This is a genomic window from Pseudomonas putida (genome assembly GCF_001941965.1).
GTDB classification, from domain to species: domain Bacteria; phylum Pseudomonadota; class Gammaproteobacteria; order Pseudomonadales; family Pseudomonadaceae; genus Aquipseudomonas; species Aquipseudomonas putida_L.
Map to the genome: position 1 here is coordinate 148,619 of NZ_MKZO01000073.1, position 16,981 is coordinate 165,599.

General features: G+C 59.7%; 17 protein-coding genes. 15 read left to right on the top strand and 2 right to left on the bottom strand.

The features are described 5' to 3' along the window. Positions 1–72 precede the first annotated feature (72 nt). The 7 genes from PSEMO_RS29645 to PSEMO_RS33645 all read left to right on the top strand — a co-directional run bounded on the left by PSEMO_RS29645 (position 73) and on the right by PSEMO_RS33645 (position 7,964). Positions 73–1,275 carry a methionine gamma-lyase gene (locus tag PSEMO_RS29645; RefSeq protein WP_075806419.1) on the top strand — a complete coding sequence of 401 codons (1,203 nt, stop codon included), beginning with the start codon at positions 73–75 and terminating at the stop codon, positions 1,273–1,275. 159 nt (positions 1,276–1,434) lie between these two features. After that, positions 1,435–3,579 (top strand): type I secretion system permease/ATPase, encoded by a 2,145-nt coding sequence (locus PSEMO_RS29650; protein ID WP_075806420.1) that lies wholly within the window; start codon positions 1,435–1,437, stop codon positions 3,577–3,579. Then, on the top strand, positions 3,576–4,991 hold the full coding sequence (locus PSEMO_RS29655) for an HlyD family type I secretion periplasmic adaptor subunit (protein WP_075806421.1): 1,416 nt from the start codon (positions 3,576–3,578) through the stop codon (positions 4,989–4,991). The genes PSEMO_RS29650 and PSEMO_RS29655 overlap by 4 nt, the downstream gene beginning before the upstream one ends. Positions 4,992–4,994: 3 nt before the next feature. Next, the gene (locus PSEMO_RS29660; protein WP_075806422.1) at positions 4,995–5,786 is read left to right on the top strand and encodes a hypothetical protein; all 792 of its coding nucleotides are present in this window, start codon (positions 4,995–4,997) and stop codon (positions 5,784–5,786) included. Continuing rightward, positions 5,786–6,145, top strand: coding sequence for a hypothetical protein (locus tag PSEMO_RS29665; protein WP_075806423.1), 360 nt, complete (start codon positions 5,786–5,788; stop codon positions 6,143–6,145). Before PSEMO_RS29660 ends, PSEMO_RS29665 begins: the two co-directional genes overlap by 1 nt. A gap of 161 nt (positions 6,146–6,306) precedes the next feature. Continuing rightward, on the top strand, positions 6,307–7,095 hold the full coding sequence (locus PSEMO_RS29670; RefSeq protein ID WP_075806424.1) for a hypothetical protein: 789 nt from the start codon (positions 6,307–6,309) through the stop codon (positions 7,093–7,095). Positions 7,096–7,097: 2 nt separating this feature from the next. Next, positions 7,098–7,964 carry a hypothetical protein gene (locus PSEMO_RS33645; RefSeq protein ID WP_178392078.1) on the top strand — a complete coding sequence of 289 codons (867 nt, stop codon included), beginning with the start codon at positions 7,098–7,100 and terminating at the stop codon, positions 7,962–7,964. Positions 7,965–8,012: 48 nt separating this feature from the next. Here PSEMO_RS33645 and PSEMO_RS29680 read toward each other — a convergent pair whose 3' ends face one another. After that, positions 8,013–8,450 carry a YhcB family protein gene (locus PSEMO_RS29680; protein WP_075806425.1) on the bottom strand — a complete coding sequence of 146 codons (438 nt, stop codon included), beginning with the start codon at positions 8,448–8,450 and terminating at the stop codon, positions 8,013–8,015. Between the two features lie 141 nt (positions 8,451–8,591). Here PSEMO_RS29680 and PSEMO_RS29685 point away from each other — a divergent pair, with 141 nt between their 5' ends. The 3 genes from PSEMO_RS29685 to zapE all read left to right on the top strand — a co-directional run bounded on the left by PSEMO_RS29685 (position 8,592) and on the right by zapE (position 11,777). Then, the gene (locus PSEMO_RS29685) at positions 8,592–9,227 is read left to right on the top strand and encodes an alpha/beta hydrolase (RefSeq protein ID WP_075806426.1); all 636 of its coding nucleotides are present in this window, start codon (positions 8,592–8,594) and stop codon (positions 9,225–9,227) included. Positions 9,228–9,251: 24 nt separating this feature from the next. Further along, entirely contained in the window at positions 9,252–10,601 is a 1,350-nt protein-coding gene (locus PSEMO_RS29690) for a tryptophan--tRNA ligase (protein ID WP_075806427.1), read from the top strand. Between the two features lie 81 nt (positions 10,602–10,682). After that, complete coding sequence (gene zapE / locus PSEMO_RS29695; RefSeq protein ID WP_075806428.1) at positions 10,683–11,777, top strand: cell division protein ZapE; 1,095 nt, start codon at positions 10,683–10,685, stop codon at positions 11,775–11,777. 149 nt (positions 11,778–11,926) lie between these two features. Here zapE and PSEMO_RS29700 read toward each other — a convergent pair whose 3' ends face one another. Further along, positions 11,927–12,823 (bottom strand): GlxA family transcriptional regulator, encoded by an 897-nt coding sequence (locus PSEMO_RS29700; protein WP_178392079.1) that lies wholly within the window; start codon positions 12,821–12,823, stop codon positions 11,927–11,929. Between the two features lie 470 nt (positions 12,824–13,293). Between PSEMO_RS29700 and rplM the strand changes: the two genes are divergently transcribed. From rplM to PSEMO_RS29725, 5 genes are all read left to right on the top strand, one after another. Next, the gene (gene rplM, locus PSEMO_RS29705; RefSeq protein ID WP_009404632.1) at positions 13,294–13,722 is read left to right on the top strand and encodes a 50S ribosomal protein L13; all 429 of its coding nucleotides are present in this window, start codon (positions 13,294–13,296) and stop codon (positions 13,720–13,722) included. A gap of 14 nt (positions 13,723–13,736) precedes the next feature. After that, positions 13,737–14,129, top strand: coding sequence for a 30S ribosomal protein S9 (rpsI, locus tag PSEMO_RS29710; protein ID WP_009404633.1), 393 nt, complete (start codon positions 13,737–13,739; stop codon positions 14,127–14,129). A gap of 263 nt (positions 14,130–14,392) precedes the next feature. Further along, positions 14,393–14,986 (top strand): ubiquinol-cytochrome c reductase iron-sulfur subunit, encoded by a 594-nt coding sequence (gene petA / locus PSEMO_RS29715; RefSeq protein ID WP_075806429.1) that lies wholly within the window; start codon positions 14,393–14,395, stop codon positions 14,984–14,986. Next, positions 14,986–16,197, top strand: coding sequence for a cytochrome b (locus PSEMO_RS29720; protein WP_075806430.1), 1,212 nt, complete (start codon positions 14,986–14,988; stop codon positions 16,195–16,197). The genes petA and PSEMO_RS29720 overlap by 1 nt, the downstream gene beginning before the upstream one ends. Further along, positions 16,197–16,979 carry a cytochrome c1 gene (locus PSEMO_RS29725; RefSeq protein WP_075806431.1) on the top strand — a complete coding sequence of 261 codons (783 nt, stop codon included), beginning with the start codon at positions 16,197–16,199 and terminating at the stop codon, positions 16,977–16,979. The genes PSEMO_RS29720 and PSEMO_RS29725 overlap by 1 nt, the downstream gene beginning before the upstream one ends. The last annotated feature ends 2 nt before the right edge of the window (positions 16,980–16,981 follow it).

The following is a 16,981-nucleotide window of genomic DNA, read 5'->3' on the forward strand; positions in this document are numbered from 1 at the left end:
GTGGTCATATTTGGAAAAATATTAGTTCATCACTGGCATAAGCTTATGGCAATCCAACAAGAGGGCATCGCCATGAGCGGCTCCAGCAAACAACAGGGATTTGCCACCCGGGCCATTCACCATGGCTACGACCCGCAGGCCCACGGAGGGGCGCTGGTGCCGCCGGTTTATCAAACGGCGACCTACGCGTTTCCCACTGTCGAGTACGGCGCGGCCTGTTTTGCCGGTGAAGAAGCCGGACATTTCTACAGCCGGATCTCCAACCCCACCCTGGCCCTGCTGGAAAGCCGCATGGCGTCACTGGAAGGTGGCGAGGCGGCCCTGGCCCTGGCGTCGGGTATGGGCGCCATTACCGCAACGTTGTGGACCCTGTTGCGCCCGGGTGATGAAGTGTTGCTCGGCAGCACCCTGTACGGCTGCACCTTCGCCTTTCTGCACCACGGCATCGGCGAGTTCGGGGTCAAGCTCAAGCACGTCGACATGGCCGATCTGAAGGCCGTCGAGGCGGCGATTTCCCCGGCGACGCGGATGATCTACTTCGAATCCCCGGCCAACCCCAACATGCACCTGGCGGATATCGCCGGGGTGGCGAAGATCGCCCGGCGCCATGGCGCGACGCTGGTGGTGGACAACACCTACTGCACGCCCTACCTGCAACGTCCGCTGGAGCTGGGTGCCGACCTGGTGGTGCACTCGGCGACCAAATACCTCAGTGGTCACGGCGATATCACTGCCGGGCTGGTCATTGGCGCGAAGACCCTGGTGGACCGGATTCGTCTGGAGGGCCTGAAGGACATGACCGGAGCGGTGCTGTCGCCCCATGACGCGTCGCTGCTGATGCGCGGGCTGAAGACCCTTAACCTGCGCATGGAGCGGCATTGTTCCAATGCCCTGGCGCTGGCGGAATTCCTCAGGAAGCAGCCGGAGGTCGAGGTATTGCATTACCCCGGGCTGCCGTCATTCCCGCAGCATGTGCTGGCGAAGAAGCAGATGGCCTTGCCGGGCGGCATGCTGGCGTTCGAACTGAAAGGCGGGATCGTTGCCGGGCGGCGTTTCATGAATGCCCTGCAACTGTTCTCGCGGGCGGTCAGCCTGGGCGACGCGGAGTCGCTGGCGCAGCATCCGGCGAGCATGACCCATTCGAGCTACACGCCGGAGGAGCGGGGGCGCTACGGGATTTCCGAGGGGCTGGTGCGGTTGTCGGTGGGGCTGGAGGATATCGATGACTTGCTGGGGGATGTGCGCCAAGCATTGAGGGCCTGTTCGCCAGGATAGTTCTCACACGGATTTACCGCTCCACTGTAGTCCTCCTACAAAAACGCGGTTTTTCCAAGGATTTGTCTGTCGCGATTTGAAGAAGCAGCATGATTTTTCTCACCGCTGAATGAGCCTAGTTTCCGGGACAACGATTTCCCGGATCATGGAGCGCTCAGGATGGCGGCAGACAATCAGCATCAAGGCGAAATGCCCGACTCCGGCCTGGCCTGCCTGGTCATGCTGGCGCGGTACCACAACCTGGCGGTCAACCCGGAGCAATTGCTCCATCGCTTCGCGATCGGCAACGGCCGTTTCTGCACGAGCCTGATCCTCCAGGCGTTCAAGCAGCTCGGACTCAAGGCGCGGGTTTCCGACTGCCCTGTCGAGCGTCTGCACCATCTGCCGTTGCCGGCCATCGCAGTGGACGAGGAGGGCAGGTATTTCATCATCGCCCGGGTGGATGGCGATCAGGTTCTGCTTCAGGACCCTCGACTATCAAGCCCGCAGGTGTCGACGCTTGAGGCGTTAGGCAAGCGCTGGAGTGGCGAGGTCATTCTGGTGCGGTCCTGGGCCCACCTGCCCGGGGCGGTGGCGCGCTTCGACCTGTCCTGGTTCATCCCTGCTGTCGTCAGGCACCGGCGCCTGCTGGGTGAGACTTTGCTGGTGTCGTTTGTCCTGCAACTGTTCGCCTTGCTCACGCCACTGTTTTTTCAGGTGGTGATGGACAAGGTCCTGGTGCATCGGGGGCTGACCACGCTGGATGTCATCGTGATCGGCCTGCTGGTGATCACCCTGTTCGAAAGCCTGCTGGGCATGCTGCGAACCTACGTTTTCGGTCATACCGCGTGCCGCATGGACGTGGAGCTGGGCAAGCGGTTGTTTCAGCACTTGGTGGACCTGCCGCTAGCGTACTTCCGCGCCCGCAGAGTGGGGGATTCGGTCGCCCGGGCCAGAGAGCTGGAAAACATCCGCAGTTTCCTCACCGGCAACAGCATCACGGTGGTGCTGGACGTGCTGTTTTCCGGGGTGTTCATTGCCGTGATGTTTGCCTACAGCGGCTGGTTGACCCTGGTCGTTGTGCTATCGCTGCCGTTCTACGTGCTGGTTTCCTTGCTGGTCACACCGCCGTTGCGGGCGCGTCTGGAGCAGAGCTTCAACCGCGGCGCGGAAAACCAGGCCTTCCTGGTCGAGACCATCACCGGCATCGACACCCTCAAGTCGATGGCGGTGGAGCCGCAGGTCACCCGCCGCTGGGATGATCATCTGGCCGCCTATGTCGCGGCCAGCTTCAAGACCCAGAACCTGTCGGCACTGGCCCATGAGAGCGCCAGCCTGATCGGCAAACTGGTCACTGTCGTCACCCTGTGGCTGGGCGCGCGACTGGTGATCGAAGGCGAGCTGACCGTTGGCCAGTTGATCGCCTTCAACATGCTGGCGGGTCGGGTTTCGCAGCCGATCCTGCGGCTGGCGCAGCTGTGGAGCAGCTTCCAGCAAGTCGGGGTGTCCATCCAGCGCTTGGGGGACATCTTCAACACCCGTACCGAAGCCAATCACGGTAACGCCAGCACAATGCCGAGGCTGGGTGGGCAGATCGAACTTGACCAGGTGAGCTTCCGTTATCGCGCCGACGCCAGCGAGGTCTTGCGTGGTGTCAGCCTGCGGATTGCGCCGGGGGAGGTCATCGGCGTGGTGGGGCGCTCCGGATCGGGCAAGAGCACCCTGACCCGTCTGGTCCAGCGTCTTTATGCGCCCGAGCGTGGCCGGGTACTGCTCGACGGCATGGACCTGGCCCTGGTGGACGTCTCGTCCCTGCGCCGCCAGATCGGCGTCGTGCTGCAGGAAAACATGCTGTTCCGCCGCAGTGTCCGCGACAACATCGCCCTGGCTGATCCCGGTGCGCCGCTCGAGGACATCATCGAGGTGGCGAAGCTGGCAGGTGCCCACGAATTCATCCTGGAATTGCCCGAAGGCTACGACACCCTGGTGGGGGAGCAGGGCGCTTCGCTGTCGGGAGGCCAGCGGCAGCGCCTTGCCATCGCCCGCGCGCTGATGGGCAATCCGCGCATCCTCATCCTCGACGAAGCCACCAGCGCCCTCGACTACGAGTCGGAGCGGATCATCCAGCAGAACATGGCGCGGATCTGCCGCGACCGCACGGTGATCATCATTGCTCATCGACTCTCTGCGGTGCGCCATGCCGACCGGATCCTGGTCATGGAGCGCGGGCAGATCGTCGAACAGGGCCGCCACGACCAACTGCTGCAACAGCCTGACGGGGTCTACAGCCACTTGCACCGCTTGCAGCAAGGCGGTGGCGAATGACGGCCTGGCGCCTGTTGCTGGAGCGCTACCGCGACGCCTGGGGCGATGCCTGGCGCCGGCGCCGGGTGATGGACGGGCCGCGCCGGACGCAGGACGAACTGGAATTCCTGCCGGCAGCGCTGGCACTCCAGGAAACCCCGGTGCATCCCGCGCCGCGCGTGCTCCAGTGGAGCTTGCTGCTGTTCACGGCGCTGGCCGTTGCCTGGGCCTGTATCGGCGAGGTGGATGTGGTCGCCAGTGCGACCGGGAAAGTGGTGCCCAGCGGGCGCAGCAAACGGATCCAGGCCAGCGAAGGTGCGGTGGTGCGGGCGATCCACGTCAGTGATGGACAAGCGGTCCGGGCCGGAGACTTGCTGGTGGAACTGGACGACCGGATCACCGCCGCCGAGGTCGAGCGCCTGGGGGGTGAGCTGCTGGCGGCGCAAATCGACAAGGCCCGGGCCCAGGCCTTGCTCCGGGCCATCGAGCAGCAACGCGAACCGGAACACCTGGCAGCGCTGATTCCCCAGGCCTCGCCCCAGCAGCAACAGGCAGCACAGCGCTGGCTGCTGGGCCAGCACGAGGAGTTGCGTGCCGCGCTGGACCAGGCCACGGCTGAAATCCAGCAACGCGGTGCCGAAGCCCGTTCTGCCGAGGCGCGGGTCGATTCGCTGGTGCAACTGCTGGTCATCACCCGTCAGTTGGCCGCCGACTACCGGCAACTGTGGCAGGAGTCGGCCATGGCCAAGCACCGCTACCTGGAAAAGGAACAGATGCGCCTCGACCAGGAGCGCGAGTTGGCTACCCAGCGCCTGCGGGTGGAAGAGCTGATGGCGGCGAAGGAAGCCGCCGGCCATCGCCATGCCGGCGTCATCGCCCAGACCCGGCGAGCCATGCTGGATCTGCACGGTGAGGCCAGCAAGCGGGCGGGCGGCCTGACTTTGGAGTTGAGCAAGGCCGAGCAGCGGCATCGCCTGAAGCGGCTGGTCTCGCCGGTCGACGGCACGGTACAGCAATTGGCGATTCATACCCGTGGCGGTGTGGTGACCGAAGCACAGACGTTGATGGTGATCGTCCCGGTCGAGCAACCGGTGGAAGTCGAAGTGCAGTTCGAGAACAAGGATATCGGCTTTGTGTTCCCCGGGCAGTCGGTGGAAATAAAGGTCGAGACATTCACGTTCACGCGATACGGAGTTATTCCCGGCGTTGTTCAGAGTATTTCCAGTGATGCCATCGAAGATGAGCGGCGGGGGCTGGTGTATAGCGCCAGGGTGAAACTTGAGCAACGACATATTCGGGTTGATGAGCGGGATATTCCTTTGTCCGCGGGTATGGCGGTGCGGGCCGAAGTGATAACGGACAGGCGCAAGGTGATCAGTTATTTCCTGAGTCCGTTGCAGCGGCATGTTAGGGAAAGTCTGGGGGAAAGATAAGACATGGATTTGGTTCTGGGCTTGACAGTGAAAGTTGCATTTTTTCTTCTGAAATGGTCTTGGAGTTTTCTCAGGTTGATCGCGCTTTTTCTTATTTTACTAGTGGGGGCTTGCTGTGTACGGACAATTGTCGAAGTGGTGAAGGCGCCTGAGTCCGTTCGGTACTTTCCAGATCCCTATGTATGCGGCCAAATTTCAGGATATGTCCTGAGGTTCTCAAATAAGTATGTTCCATACTGGGCTGAGTACGAAGGCAAAAGTTCGTGGGAGCCTGGTTTCACGAAAAACAAGAAAGGGTGTGGCGCAAACCTGACCGAGCTTACGCTGATTGCCTCATGGCCAGATATGAAACCTGATGTTAGCGCCTATTTTGCTACCAGTTTTAAATACGATTATGAAGGATTGAGTATATCGATACAGCCGTCGTCGAGAGTGGTGAAGGATATGCAGGGGCTGATGGACTTCAGACTTAGACACCTTTCTCTTGGGCAGCGACGCGCTATTGAATATGTTGAAAGTATGGATCTTTACCATGTTCGGGGCTTTGGCCCCCTTGGGCAAGAACGTGTATCGGACTTCTATTGGAATAAGAAGGATGGGCAAGTGATGTATATGATCTCTTGCCGCTGGTTACCCATACAGAAAAGAAGCGACTCCTGTGAGGTTGAGTTTTTCTATCCGGGGCTTGACGCTTTCGTGAAAATTGATTTTCAAGTTGAAAAAATAGCGCGCTGGCAGGAGGTTGTCCGTGCATCTGTGGGCTTTCTTAATGAAGGTTTGATAGGGAGTGAATGATGAATAAATTGACCGAGTTTGATCTTGATCATGCCGAAATTCTGCTCAAGGCTGAAGGTCCGGCATCTATGTATAAATATTTGATTTCCAAAGGGGACCGCTATTCAGCGTTGGCTATAGGTGTGGTGGAGCGAGAGTCATTGTCGGGCATCGCAGCGTCAGCTTACCTGGATTTGACTGCAGAGAAATATGGTAAGGAGTTATCGATAGCTGATAAAGAAACGATCATGAGGAGTATGGCGGGGTACTTCTTGAAAGATAGGCGGTCGAATACGGAGTTATTCTCGACGTTGTCCAGAGTATTTCCAGCGATGCCATTGAAGATGAGCGGCGCGGCTTGGTGTATAGCGCCAGGATAAAACTTGAGCAACGGCGTATTCGGGTTAATGAGCGGGGCATTCCTCTGCCTGCGGGTATGGCAGTGCGGGCCGAAGTGATAACGGACAGGCGCAAGGTGATCAGTTATTTCCTGAGTCCGTTGCAGCGGCATGTTCGGGAAAGTCTGGGGGAGAGATAAGTTATGAATGTTGCGCTGGGTTTGCTGCTGAAAACTGCACTCGTGATGATGGTGTGGTTTTGGAATTCTCTGCGGTTGTTTGCGCTGTTGCTGATTGTCCTGCTCGGAGCTTTGAGTGTGTGGAATATTGTTGAGGTCGTCAGGTGGCCTGCTCCAATTCGTTACTTCCAAGATCCTTATGTGTGTGGGCAGATCTCTGGTTATGTGCTCAGGTTTTCAAGGAAGTATGTGTTTCGCTGGCCGGAGTATGAGGGTCTGAGCTCGTGGGAACCTGGGTTTCACAAAAATAAGAGCGGGTGCGATGCAAATTTGAGGGCGCTTAAGTTGATTGCCTCTTGGCCGGAAATGAAACCTGACGTGAATTCATATGGTTCTGCTGGTTTTAAATATGATTTCCAAGGCTTGAGCATATACATAGTGCCGGCGTCGAACGCGGTAACAGACATGCAGCGTTTATTGATGCTGACGCTGGAAGGCCTAACTCCTGAACAGCGCCGCAGTATTAAATATATTGATAGCTTGGGACTTTATCACGTCCGTGGATTTGGCCCGATGAGCCGAAAAGACATCGCTGATCTTTACTGGAGTGAGAAAGATGGAGAAGTGATACATGTGGCTTATTGCCCATGGTTACCTATTCAGAAAAGATTAGGAGAGTGTGGTTTCAGGTTTTTTTTACCGGAGCTAGGGGCTTTTGTCGAAGTTGAGTTTCAAGTTGAAAAGTTAGGGCGCTGGCGCGAGATTGTTCGTGCAGCTATAGATTTTCTTAACGAAGGGCTGGTGGGGAGTTGATTATGAGTAAATTGACAGATGCTGATCTGGTGCATGCTAGGGGGTTGCTTGAAAATGAAGGGCCTGCATCAATGTATGAGTATCTTGGGGGAAAAGGAGATCGATACTCAAAGTTGGCCGCTGGGGTGGTCGAGCTAAAATCTTTGTCAGGTATCGCAGCGTCTAGCTATATGCATTCGATTGCCGCTAAACATGACAAGCAGCTTTCGAAGACAGACGTAGAGGTGATCATGCGTGGCATGGCGGACTCCTACCTTCAGGATATGAATTCGAGGTTGCAGGGCGGAGTGGTTAATACAGAAATAGACCATGTGGCGGCGTCGGAATTTCATAGTAGAACATTCCGGAGGAGTGGCTTGCCTGATGAGGCCTGGACTCTCTACCCTGTTTTAGACGTGCTGACTGAACAAGGCAAGGTAGCCTACTGGAATGCCTTGCGCGGGTTCCGACAGGGTATCGACAAGATCGACCTGAGCCAGACGGGTATCGAAAGCTTCGAAGCGCTGGAACTGTCCAAGGTGCAGCGGGCAACCATCAACGGGCTGGCGCAGATCCATGGGGTTTCGGTGAAGTCCAGCGCCTTGGGGAGCGACGGCAAGCCTGTCGAGTTGCTGTACCTGGATGCTCTGGACCTTGTCCAGGTTACCCGTGACGACTTCATCTTAGCCCAGGCGGGGCAATCGCCCGCCACTCCGGACCCGACGCCGCCCGAAGCGCCTGGAGCCACGCTGCTGGCGTCGCTCGCAGTGCCTGATATCGGTCACCTGATCGATTCGATGGCAGCCTTCGCGCCCCAGGCTCAGCCGGGGTTCCTGCCGATGGATGACGGGCACCGGAATATAGCGGCGATGATGGCGGTGGGCGCGTAAGGGAATGCCGGCCCAATAAAAAGCCCCGCGGTTAGCGGGGCTTCTGGCTCAGTTGCGTTTCAGACCGTAGCTCTCATCGAGCATCCCCGGGCTGTTCGGCGTTTTCGGCGCGTAGTCCCGCGGCACTTCGGTATCCCGTGGCGGGGTCAGGCGATCGCGCTGGCCTTGGCCGGCATCGGAGTGCAGGGCGGCCAGCAGGCGTTGGCGGGTCAGGTCGTCCAGGGCCAGGCGGTTGGCGCCATCGGCCAGGTGATCCTGCACTTCCTGGTAGCTTTGCGTGAGCTTCTTGACCAGGGCCGCAGTGCTGTTGAAGTGGGTGACCACTTCATTCTGGTAGCTGTCGAAGCGCTCCTGGATATCGTCCAGTTGCCGCTGGGTGCTGCTCGGCGCGGCATTGGGCAGAAGGCGGGCTACCAGGAAACCAACGACGACACCCACTGCCAGGGCCAGGGTCGGCAACAACCAAACTAAGAGCGAGAGTTCCACGAGTCCTTCCTCTATAAACGGCTTTGCTTTACGTTAACGGCTCGGACCTGCGCTGTATACCGCGAAGCATCGCAAATATCTCAGAACAGAATCAATCAGCTAGACGAGTCGACCCTTGCCGGGGTCACGGAGTTTAATGCCTTGCTTACCCGCGAATCCCCCGTACTGATCGACGGCCCGGTCGGCCAACTGGAAGCCCTGTATCAAGAGGTTGCCGATGCCCATGGCCTGGTGCTGATCTGCCATCCCAACCCGGTACAGGGCGGGACCATGCTCAACAAGGTGGTGTCGACCCTGCAACGCACCGCGCGGGATGCCGGGCTGATCACCTTGCGCTTCAACTATCGCGGGGTCGGCGCCAGTGCCGGCAGCCACGACCTGGGCAGCGGTGAAGTGGACGATGCCCAGGCGGCTGCTGCCTGGTTGCAGGCGCAGCACCCGGAGTTGCCGCTGACCTTGATCGGCTTCTCCTTCGGCGGTTTCGTCGCGGCGGCCCTGGGTGGGCGGCTCGAAGGGCAGGGCGTGGCGCTGAAACAGTTGTTCATGATTGCGCCCGCAGTAATGCGCCTGACCGGTGCGGAAGCCGCGCCGCGGAACGTGCCGCTGACCATCGTCCAGCCCGACGCCGACGAAGTGATCGAGCCCGGGATCGTCTACGACTGGTCCGCCGCGTTCCCGCGCCCCCATGAGCTGCTGAAAGTGGCAGAATGCGGACACTTTTTTCATGGCAAGCTGACCGACCTCAAGGATCTGGTACTGCCGCGTCTTTCGAACTGAGCCAAGCCTGATAAGCGAATACCCATGACTACGCGCATCCTCACCGGCATCACCACCACCGGCACCCCGCACCTGGGCAACTACGCCGGTGCCATTCGCCCGGCGATCCTCGCCAGCCGCCAGCCCGGTGCCGACTCCTTCTATTTCCTCGCCGACTACCACGCCCTGATCAAATGCGATGACCCGCAGCGCATCCAGCGCTCGCGCCTGGAAATCGCCGCGACCTGGCTGGCCGGTGGCCTGGACCCGGAGCAGGTGACTTTCTATCGCCAGTCCGACATCCCCGAGATCCCGGAACTGACCTGGCTGCTGACCTGCGTCGCCGCCAAGGGCCTGCTCAACCGTGCCCACGCCTACAAGGCCTCGGTGGACAAGAACCTGGAAAACTGTGAAGACCCGGATGCCGGCGTGACCATGGGCCTGTACAGCTACCCGGTGCTGATGGCGGCGGACATCCTGATGTTCAACGCGCACAAGGTGCCGGTCGGCCGCGATCAGATCCAGCACGTGGAAATGGCCCGTGATATCGGCCAGCGCTTCAACCACCTGTTCGGCAACGGCAAGGACTTCTTCGTCCTGCCGGAAGTGGTGATCGAGGAGAGCGTGGCGACCCTGCCGGGCCTGGACGGTCGCAAGATGTCCAAGAGCTACGACAACACCATCCCGCTGTTCAGCAGCGCCAAGGACATGAAGGACGCGATCTCGCGCATCGTCACCGACTCCCGCGCGCCGGGCGAGGCGAAGGATCCGGACAACTCGCACCTGTTCACCCTGTACCAGGCGTTCTCCACCAGCGAACAGTCCGCCGCCTTCCGCGACGAACTGTTGCAGGGCCTGGGCTGGGGCGAAGCCAAGCAGAAGCTGTTCCAGCTGCTGGACGGGCAGTTGAGCGAATCCCGCGAGCACTACCAGCAACTGATCGCCCGTCCGGCCGATCTGGAAGACATCCTCCTGGCCGGCGCGCAGAAAGCCCGCAAGGTGGCCACGCCGTTCCTTGAGCAACTGCGCGAGGCGGTTGGCCTGCGTTCGTTCCGCGCCATCGCCCAGGGGCCGGTCGAGACCAAGAAGAAGGCTGCGAAAGCCGCGCGCTTTGTCAGCTTCCGCGATGAAGACGGCAGCTTCCGCTTCCGCCTGCTGGCGGCCGATGGCGAGCAACTGCTGCTGTCGCGCAACTTCGCCGACGGCAAGGCCGCCGGTGCGGTGACCAAGCAGTTGCAACAAGGCCAGGAACTGGACGTGCGCGCCGAAGGCCTGGGCTTCAGCCTGTGGCTGGACGGCGAGGCCGTGGCCGAAGGCGCCCAGTTCGCCGACGCTGCCGCCCGCGATGCCGCCATCGAGGCCCTGCGTGCCGCCCTGGCACCTCAACAGGACTGACGGCTTATCGGAAGTCTGATTGCCATTACCCGGGGCCGTCGCTACAGTGACGGCCCGCTTTTGTTGCCTTGCTAACGAATTATGACGCCCCTAGAACGATATCAAGCAGATCTGAAACGTCCCGACTTCTTCCATGATGCGGCGCAGGAAACTGCGGTGCGCCATCTGCAGCGCCTGTACGACGATCTGATCGCGGCGCAGAACAACAAGCCGGGCATGTTCGGCAAGCTGTTCGGCAAGAAGGAGCAGGCGCCGGTAAAAGGTCTGTATTTCTGGGGCGGGGTAGGCCGGGGCAAGACCTATCTGGTCGATACCTTCTTCGAAGCGCTGCCGTTCAAGGAAAAGTCGCGCACGCACTTCCACCGTTTCATGAAGCGTGTGCACGAGGAGATGAAGGGCCTGAAGGGTGAGAAGAACCCGCTGACCCTGATCGCCAAGCGTTTCGCCGAAGAGTCGCGGGTGATCTGCTTCGACGAATTTTTCGTCTCCGACATCACCGACGCGATGATCCTCGGCACCCTGATGGAAGAGCTGTTCAAGAACGGCGTGACCCTGGTGGCGACCTCCAACATCGTCCCGGACGGCCTGTACAAGGACGGCCTGCAGCGGGCGCGCTTCCTGCCGGCCATCGCCCTGATCAAGCAGAACACCGAGATCGTCAACGTCGACAGCGGCGTCGACTATCGCCTGCGTCACCTGGAGCAGGCCGAGCTGTTCCACTTCCCGCTGAATGAAGAAGCCCACGAAAGCCTGCGCAAGAGCTTCCGTGCGCTGACCCCGGAATGCACCCAGGCGGTGGAAAACGATGTACTGATCATCGAGAACCGCGAGATCCGTGCCCTGCGCACCTGTGATGACGTGGCCTGGTTCGACTTCCGCGAGCTGTGCGACGGCCCGCGCAGCCAGAACGACTACATCGAGCTGGGCAAGATCTTCCATGCCGTGCTGTTGAGTGGCGTGGAGCAGATGGGTGTGGCCACCGACGATATCGCCCGGCGCTTCATCAACATGGTCGACGAGTTCTATGACCGCAACGTCAAGCTGATCATCTCCGCCGAGGTCGAGCTGAAGGACCTGTACACCGGTGGACGCCTGACCTTCGAATTCGCCCGGACCCTCAGCCGCCTGCTGGAAATGCAATCCCACGAATTCCTGGCGCGGGCGCACAAGCCTTAACCACTCTCGAAAGCACAACACCGACCCTGTGGGAGCTGGCTTGCCAGCGATGACTATGGTGAATTCACCATCGCTATCGCTGCGGTTCGGCGGTCCGACAAGCCAGCTCCCACAGGTTTTTTATCGGCAGGGAGATGTGTGCTCGAGGCTCAGGCTTCCTGCATGAACTGCTGCCGATACTGGTTCGGCGACAGCGCCGTATGCTGCCGGAACAGCCGTGCGAAGAAGCTGGCATCGTCGTAGCCGACTTCGTAGCTGATGGTCTTGATGCTCTTGCGCGTGCCGGAGAGCAATCCCTTCGCCGTTTCGATCCGCAGCCGCTGCAGGTAATGCAGGGGCTTGTCGCCAGTGGCGGTCTGGAAGCGCCGCATGAAATTGCGGATGCTCATACCGTGGTTGCGCGCCACGTCCTCGAAGCGGAACTTGTCGGCGAAATGCTCTTCGAGCCAGTGCTGGATCTGCAGGATGATCACGTCCTGGTGCAATTTCTGCCCGCCGAAGCCCATGCGCCCCGGGGTGTAGTTGCGCTGCACTTCGTAGAGGATGTCGCGGGCCACGGCCTGGGCGACGTTGGCCCCGCAGAAGCGCTCGATCAGATAGATGTACAGGTCGCAGGCCGAGGTGGTGCCGGCGGCGCAGTACAGGTTGTCGGCGTCGGTGAGGTGCTTGTCCTGGTTCAACTGGACCTTGGGGAAACGCTCGGCGAACTGATTGAAGAAGCGCCAATAGGTGGTCGCCTCCTTGCCATCCAGCAAGCCGGCCTCGGCCAGCCAGAACACCCCGCTGGCCTCACCGCAGAGTACTGCGCCGCGTGCATGCTGCTGGCGCAGCCAAGGCAGGACCTGGGGGTAACGCTCGCAGAGCGCGGAGAAATCGTCCCAGAACGCCGGCAGGACGATCACGTCGGCTTCTTCCAGGCCGCTGTCGACCGGGACCAGCACATCGCTGAAACTGCGCACCGGCTCGCCATCGGGGCTGACCAGGCGCGTCTCGAACATGGGCTGCAGGCTCAGGCCCAACTGCTTGGCATAGCGCAGGCTGGCCAGGTGGAAGAAGTCCTTGGCCTGCATCAGGGTGGACGCGAACACCTTGTCGATCGCGAGGATGCTGACGCGCCGCAGGGGCACGTTGGGTTGGGTAAACATCATTTTCTTTATTCTTATAGGTCAGAGTGGTCAATCACCGGCTGGATCGTCTTATTTTTTGGCGATTGTGTCCAGCTTCCCGTCCCAGGGCCCTGGTACGGGCGTGCACGGGGTCACGCCGCAGGCGGTCGGGGCAGGGGAGGTGGAAAATCCGCTTGATATTTCTCTGGTAATCCGGATAATCCGCCGTCTCTTTCTACGGTGGAAGTGATGCCCCGCCGCTGAAAAAGAACCCCGCCGAGTATTGAACGCGCTGACCCGAGCCCCCGAAAGCGTTCGTATGCGGCTGCCTTTGACCTTGTCAAAGTAAGCACTATTCAGTAAGATTCGCCGTCTATTTTTTGCAGGGCGGCCTCTGAGGCTTATAAAGAATGAAAACTTTTACTGCTAAACCGGAAACAGTAAAACGCGACTGGTTCGTCGTTGACGCTGCTGGTCAGACCCTGGGTCGTCTGGCCACTGAAATCGCGAGCCGTCTGCGTGGCAAGCACAAGCCAGAATACACCCCTCACGTTGACACCGGCGACTACATCGTCGTCATCAACGCCGAGCAGGTACGTGTCACTGGTGCCAAGACTTCGGACAAGATGTACTACTCCCACTCCGGCTTCCCGGGCGGTATCAAGGAAATCAACTTCGAGAAGCTGATTGCCAAGGCCCCAGAGCGCGTGATCGAGACCGCGGTAAAAGGCATGCTGCCGAAGAACCCGCTGGGTCGCGACATGTACCGTAAGCTGAAAGTCTATGCGGGCGCTACTCACCCTCATACTGCTCAGCAGCCCCAAGAACTGAAGATTTAACGGAATAGTTCATTATGTCGGCGACTCAAAATTACGGCACTGGCCGTCGCAAGACTGCAACCGCTCGCGTTTTCCTGCGTCCGGGCACTGGCAACATCTCCATCAACAACCGTTCTCTGGACGTGTTCTTCGGTCGTGAAACCGCGCGCATGGTCGTTCGCCAGCCGCTGGAACTGACCGAAACCGTCGAGAAGTTCGACATCTACGTCACCGTTGCCGGTGGTGGTGTCAGCGGTCAGGCCGGTGCGATCCGTCACGGTATCACCCGCGCTCTGATGGAGTACGACGAGACTCTGCGTGGCGCTCTGCGTCGTGCTGGCTACGTCACTCGCGACGCTCGTGAAGTCGAGCGTAAGAAAGTGGGTCTGCGTAAAGCACGTAAGCGTCCACAATACTCGAAGCGTTAATTCGCTCAGAGTTTCAAAAAAAGCCCGGTTCCAAGTGGAACCGGGCTTTTTTTATGTCTTGAATAAAGGGGGTCGGCCATTTGTGTGACAACTTGCCGCATAGACGCAGATCAAGATCTGCGTGGGATGCAGGCCTTTGGCCAGGGTAATAACCTTGCCAGTCATGGGTCTTTTCTTTACCATGCGGCAAATTTTTAGCGCTTCAGAAAATATCTAGTAGATGCCTGTTTCAACAGGCCACAGAGCTGATGGGAGAGGACTGAATGAGCAATGACGGCGTCAATGCAGGCCGGCGTCGCTTCCTGGTTGCAGCCACATCCGTTGTGGGTGCTGCAGGGGCGGTGGGGGCTGCGGTCCCGTTCGTAGGGTCATGGTTTCCCAGTGCGAAGGCGAAGGCAGCTGGTGCACCGGTGAAGGTCAATATTGCCAAGGTCGAACCTGGGCAGCAGATGGTGGCCGAATGGCGCGGTCAGCCGGTTTTCATCGTCCGTCGTACCGAGGAGATCCTTGGTAATTTGAAGAAGATCGTGGGAGATCTCTCCGATCCGGAGTCAAAGGCTTCGGTCCAGCCTGCCTACGTCGATCCCTCCAATCGCTCGATCAAGCCGGAAATCCTGATTCTCGTCGGCCTCTGCACCCACCTCGGCTGCTCGCCGACCTTCCGCCCTGAAGTCGCTCCAGCTGACCTGGGTCCCAAGTGGGTGGGTGGTTATTTCTGCCCCTGCCACGGCTCCCACTACGACCTCGCCGGCCGCGTCTACAAGTCCCAGCCCGCGCCGCTCAATCTGCCGGTGCCACCGCATTCGTATGAGTCGGATGACGTCATCGTCGTCGGCGTCGATCAGGAGAAAGCGTGATGAGCAAGTTCATGGAATGGGTTGACGCCCGCTTCCCCGCCACGAAGATGTGGGAAGACCACCTGAGCAAATATTACGCACCGAAGAACTTCAACTTCCTGTACTTCTTCGGTTCCCTGGCGCTGCTGGTGCTGGTCAACCAGATCGTCACCGGTGTCTGGCTGACCATGAGCTTCACCCCTTCGGCCGAAGAGGCGTTCGCCTCGGTCGAATACATCATGCGTGACGTCGAGTACGGCTGGATCCTGCGCTACCTGCACTCCACCGGCGCGTCGGCGTTCTTCATCGTCGTCTACCTGCACATGTTCCGCGGCCTGCTCTACGGTTCCTACCAGAAGCCCCGCGAACTGGTATGGCTGTTCGGCATGCTGATCTACCTGGCGCTGATGGCCGAGGCCTTCATGGGCTACCTGCTGCCGTGGGGCCAGATGTCCTACTGGGGTGCCCAGGTGATCATCTCGCTGTTCGGTGCCATCCCGGTGATCGGCGATGACCTGACCCAGTGGATCCGTGGTGACTACCTGATTTCCGGCATCACCCTGAACCGCTTCTTCGCCCTGCATGTGATCGCCCTGCCGATCGTCATCCTCGGCCTGGTCGTCCTGCACATCCTGGCGCTGCACGAAGTGGGTTCGAACAACCCCGATGGTGTGGACATCAAGAGGAAAAAGGACGAGAACGGCATTCCTCTGGACGGGATTCCGTTCCACCCGTACTACACCGTGAAAGACATCGTCGGCGTGGTGGTCTTCCTCTTCGTGTTCTGCGCCGTGGTGTTCTTCTTCCCGGAAATGGGTGGCTACTTCCTGGAGAAACCGAACTTCGAACAGGCCAACGCCTTCAAGACCCCTGAGCACATCGCCCCGGTCTGGTACTTCACCCCGTTCTACGCAATCCTGCGGGCGGTTCCGGACAAGCTCTTCGGCGTTATTGCCATGGGTGCGGCGATCGCGGTGCTGTTCGTCCTGCCGTGGCTGGACCGCAGCCCGGTGCGCTCGATGCGCTACAAGGGCTGGCTGAGCAAGATCTGGCTGCTGGTGTTCTGCATCGCCTTCGTGATCCTTGGTGTGCTCGGTGTTCTGGCGCCGACTCCAGGCCGCACGCTGCTGTCGCAGGTATGTACCTTCCTGTATTTCGCCTACTTCATTCTGATGCCGTTCTACACCAGGCTCGAGAAGACCAAACCGGTTCCGGAAAGGGTGACTGGCTGATGAAAAAGCTATTTGCAGTATTGATTCTGGCAGTGATGCCTGCCCTGACCTTCGCCGCCAGCGAGCACGGTCCGGAACTGGACAAGGTCGATATCGACCTGACCGACAAGGCTGCCATGCAGGACGGCGCGCGTACCTTTGCCAACTATTGCATGGGTTGCCACAGTGCCAAGTTCCAGCGTTACGAGCGTGTTGCCGATGACCTGGGGATCCCCCACGAGCTGATGCTCGAGAAGCTGGTGTTCACCGGTGCCAAGATTGGCGACCACATGAACATCGGCATGCAGCCGGCCGATGCCAAGGTCTGGTTCGGCGCTGCGCCGCCCGACCTGACCCTGGTTGCCCGGGTGCGGGGTACCGACTGGCTGTACAGCTACCTGCGCGGCTTCTATGAGGATCCGGCGCGTCCATGGGGCGTGAACAACAAGATCTTCCCGAACGTCGGCATGCCGAACGTGCTGGTCGGCTTGCAAGGTCGCCAGGTGGTGGGCTGCAAGCAGATCCAGACCGTGGTCGATGGCAAGAAGCAATTCGACCCGCTCACCGGTGCTCCCCTGACCCACGAAGCCTGTGACCAGCTGACCATCGTGCCGAAATCCGGTACCCTGAACGAAGAGCAGTTCGACGAGAAGGTCAAGAACCTGGTGACCTTCCTGGCCTACTCGGCCAACCCGGTCAAGCTGGAAAGCCAACGCATCGGTACCTATGTACTGCTGTACCTGGCCTTCTTCTTCGTATTCGCCTACCTGCTCAAGCGCGAATACTGGAAGGACGTGCACTGATC

What these genes read in the sequence shown, in the direction of transcription:
- PSEMO_RS29650 (WP_075806420.1), top strand. Translation starts at nt 1,435, where the DNA reads ATGGCGGCAGACAATCAGCATCAAGGCGAAATGCCCGACTCCGGCCTG.
- PSEMO_RS29645 (WP_075806419.1), top strand. Translation starts at nt 73, where the DNA reads ATGAGCGGCTCCAGCAAACAACAGGGATTTGCCACCCGGGCCATTCAC.
- PSEMO_RS29690 (WP_075806427.1), top strand. Translation starts at nt 9,252, where the DNA reads ATGACTACGCGCATCCTCACCGGCATCACCACCACCGGCACCCCGCAC.
- PSEMO_RS33645 (WP_178392078.1), top strand. Translation starts at nt 7,098, where the DNA reads ATGAGTAAATTGACAGATGCTGATCTGGTGCATGCTAGGGGGTTGCTT.
- PSEMO_RS29660 (WP_075806422.1), top strand. Translation starts at nt 4,995, where the DNA reads ATGGATTTGGTTCTGGGCTTGACAGTGAAAGTTGCATTTTTTCTTCTG.
- PSEMO_RS29670 (WP_075806424.1), top strand. Translation starts at nt 6,307, where the DNA reads ATGAATGTTGCGCTGGGTTTGCTGCTGAAAACTGCACTCGTGATGATG.
- zapE (WP_075806428.1), top strand. Translation starts at nt 10,683, where the DNA reads ATGACGCCCCTAGAACGATATCAAGCAGATCTGAAACGTCCCGACTTC.
- rplM (WP_009404632.1), top strand. Translation starts at nt 13,294, where the DNA reads ATGAAAACTTTTACTGCTAAACCGGAAACAGTAAAACGCGACTGGTTC.
- PSEMO_RS29720 (WP_075806430.1), top strand. Translation starts at nt 14,986, where the DNA reads ATGAGCAAGTTCATGGAATGGGTTGACGCCCGCTTCCCCGCCACGAAG.
- PSEMO_RS29665 (WP_075806423.1), top strand. Translation starts at nt 5,786, where the DNA reads ATGAATAAATTGACCGAGTTTGATCTTGATCATGCCGAAATTCTGCTC.
- rpsI (WP_009404633.1), top strand. Translation starts at nt 13,737, where the DNA reads ATGTCGGCGACTCAAAATTACGGCACTGGCCGTCGCAAGACTGCAACC.
- petA (WP_075806429.1), top strand. Translation starts at nt 14,393, where the DNA reads ATGAGCAATGACGGCGTCAATGCAGGCCGGCGTCGCTTCCTGGTTGCA.
- PSEMO_RS29725 (WP_075806431.1), top strand. Translation starts at nt 16,197, where the DNA reads ATGAAAAAGCTATTTGCAGTATTGATTCTGGCAGTGATGCCTGCCCTG.
- PSEMO_RS29655 (WP_075806421.1), top strand. Translation starts at nt 3,576, where the DNA reads ATGACGGCCTGGCGCCTGTTGCTGGAGCGCTACCGCGACGCCTGGGGC.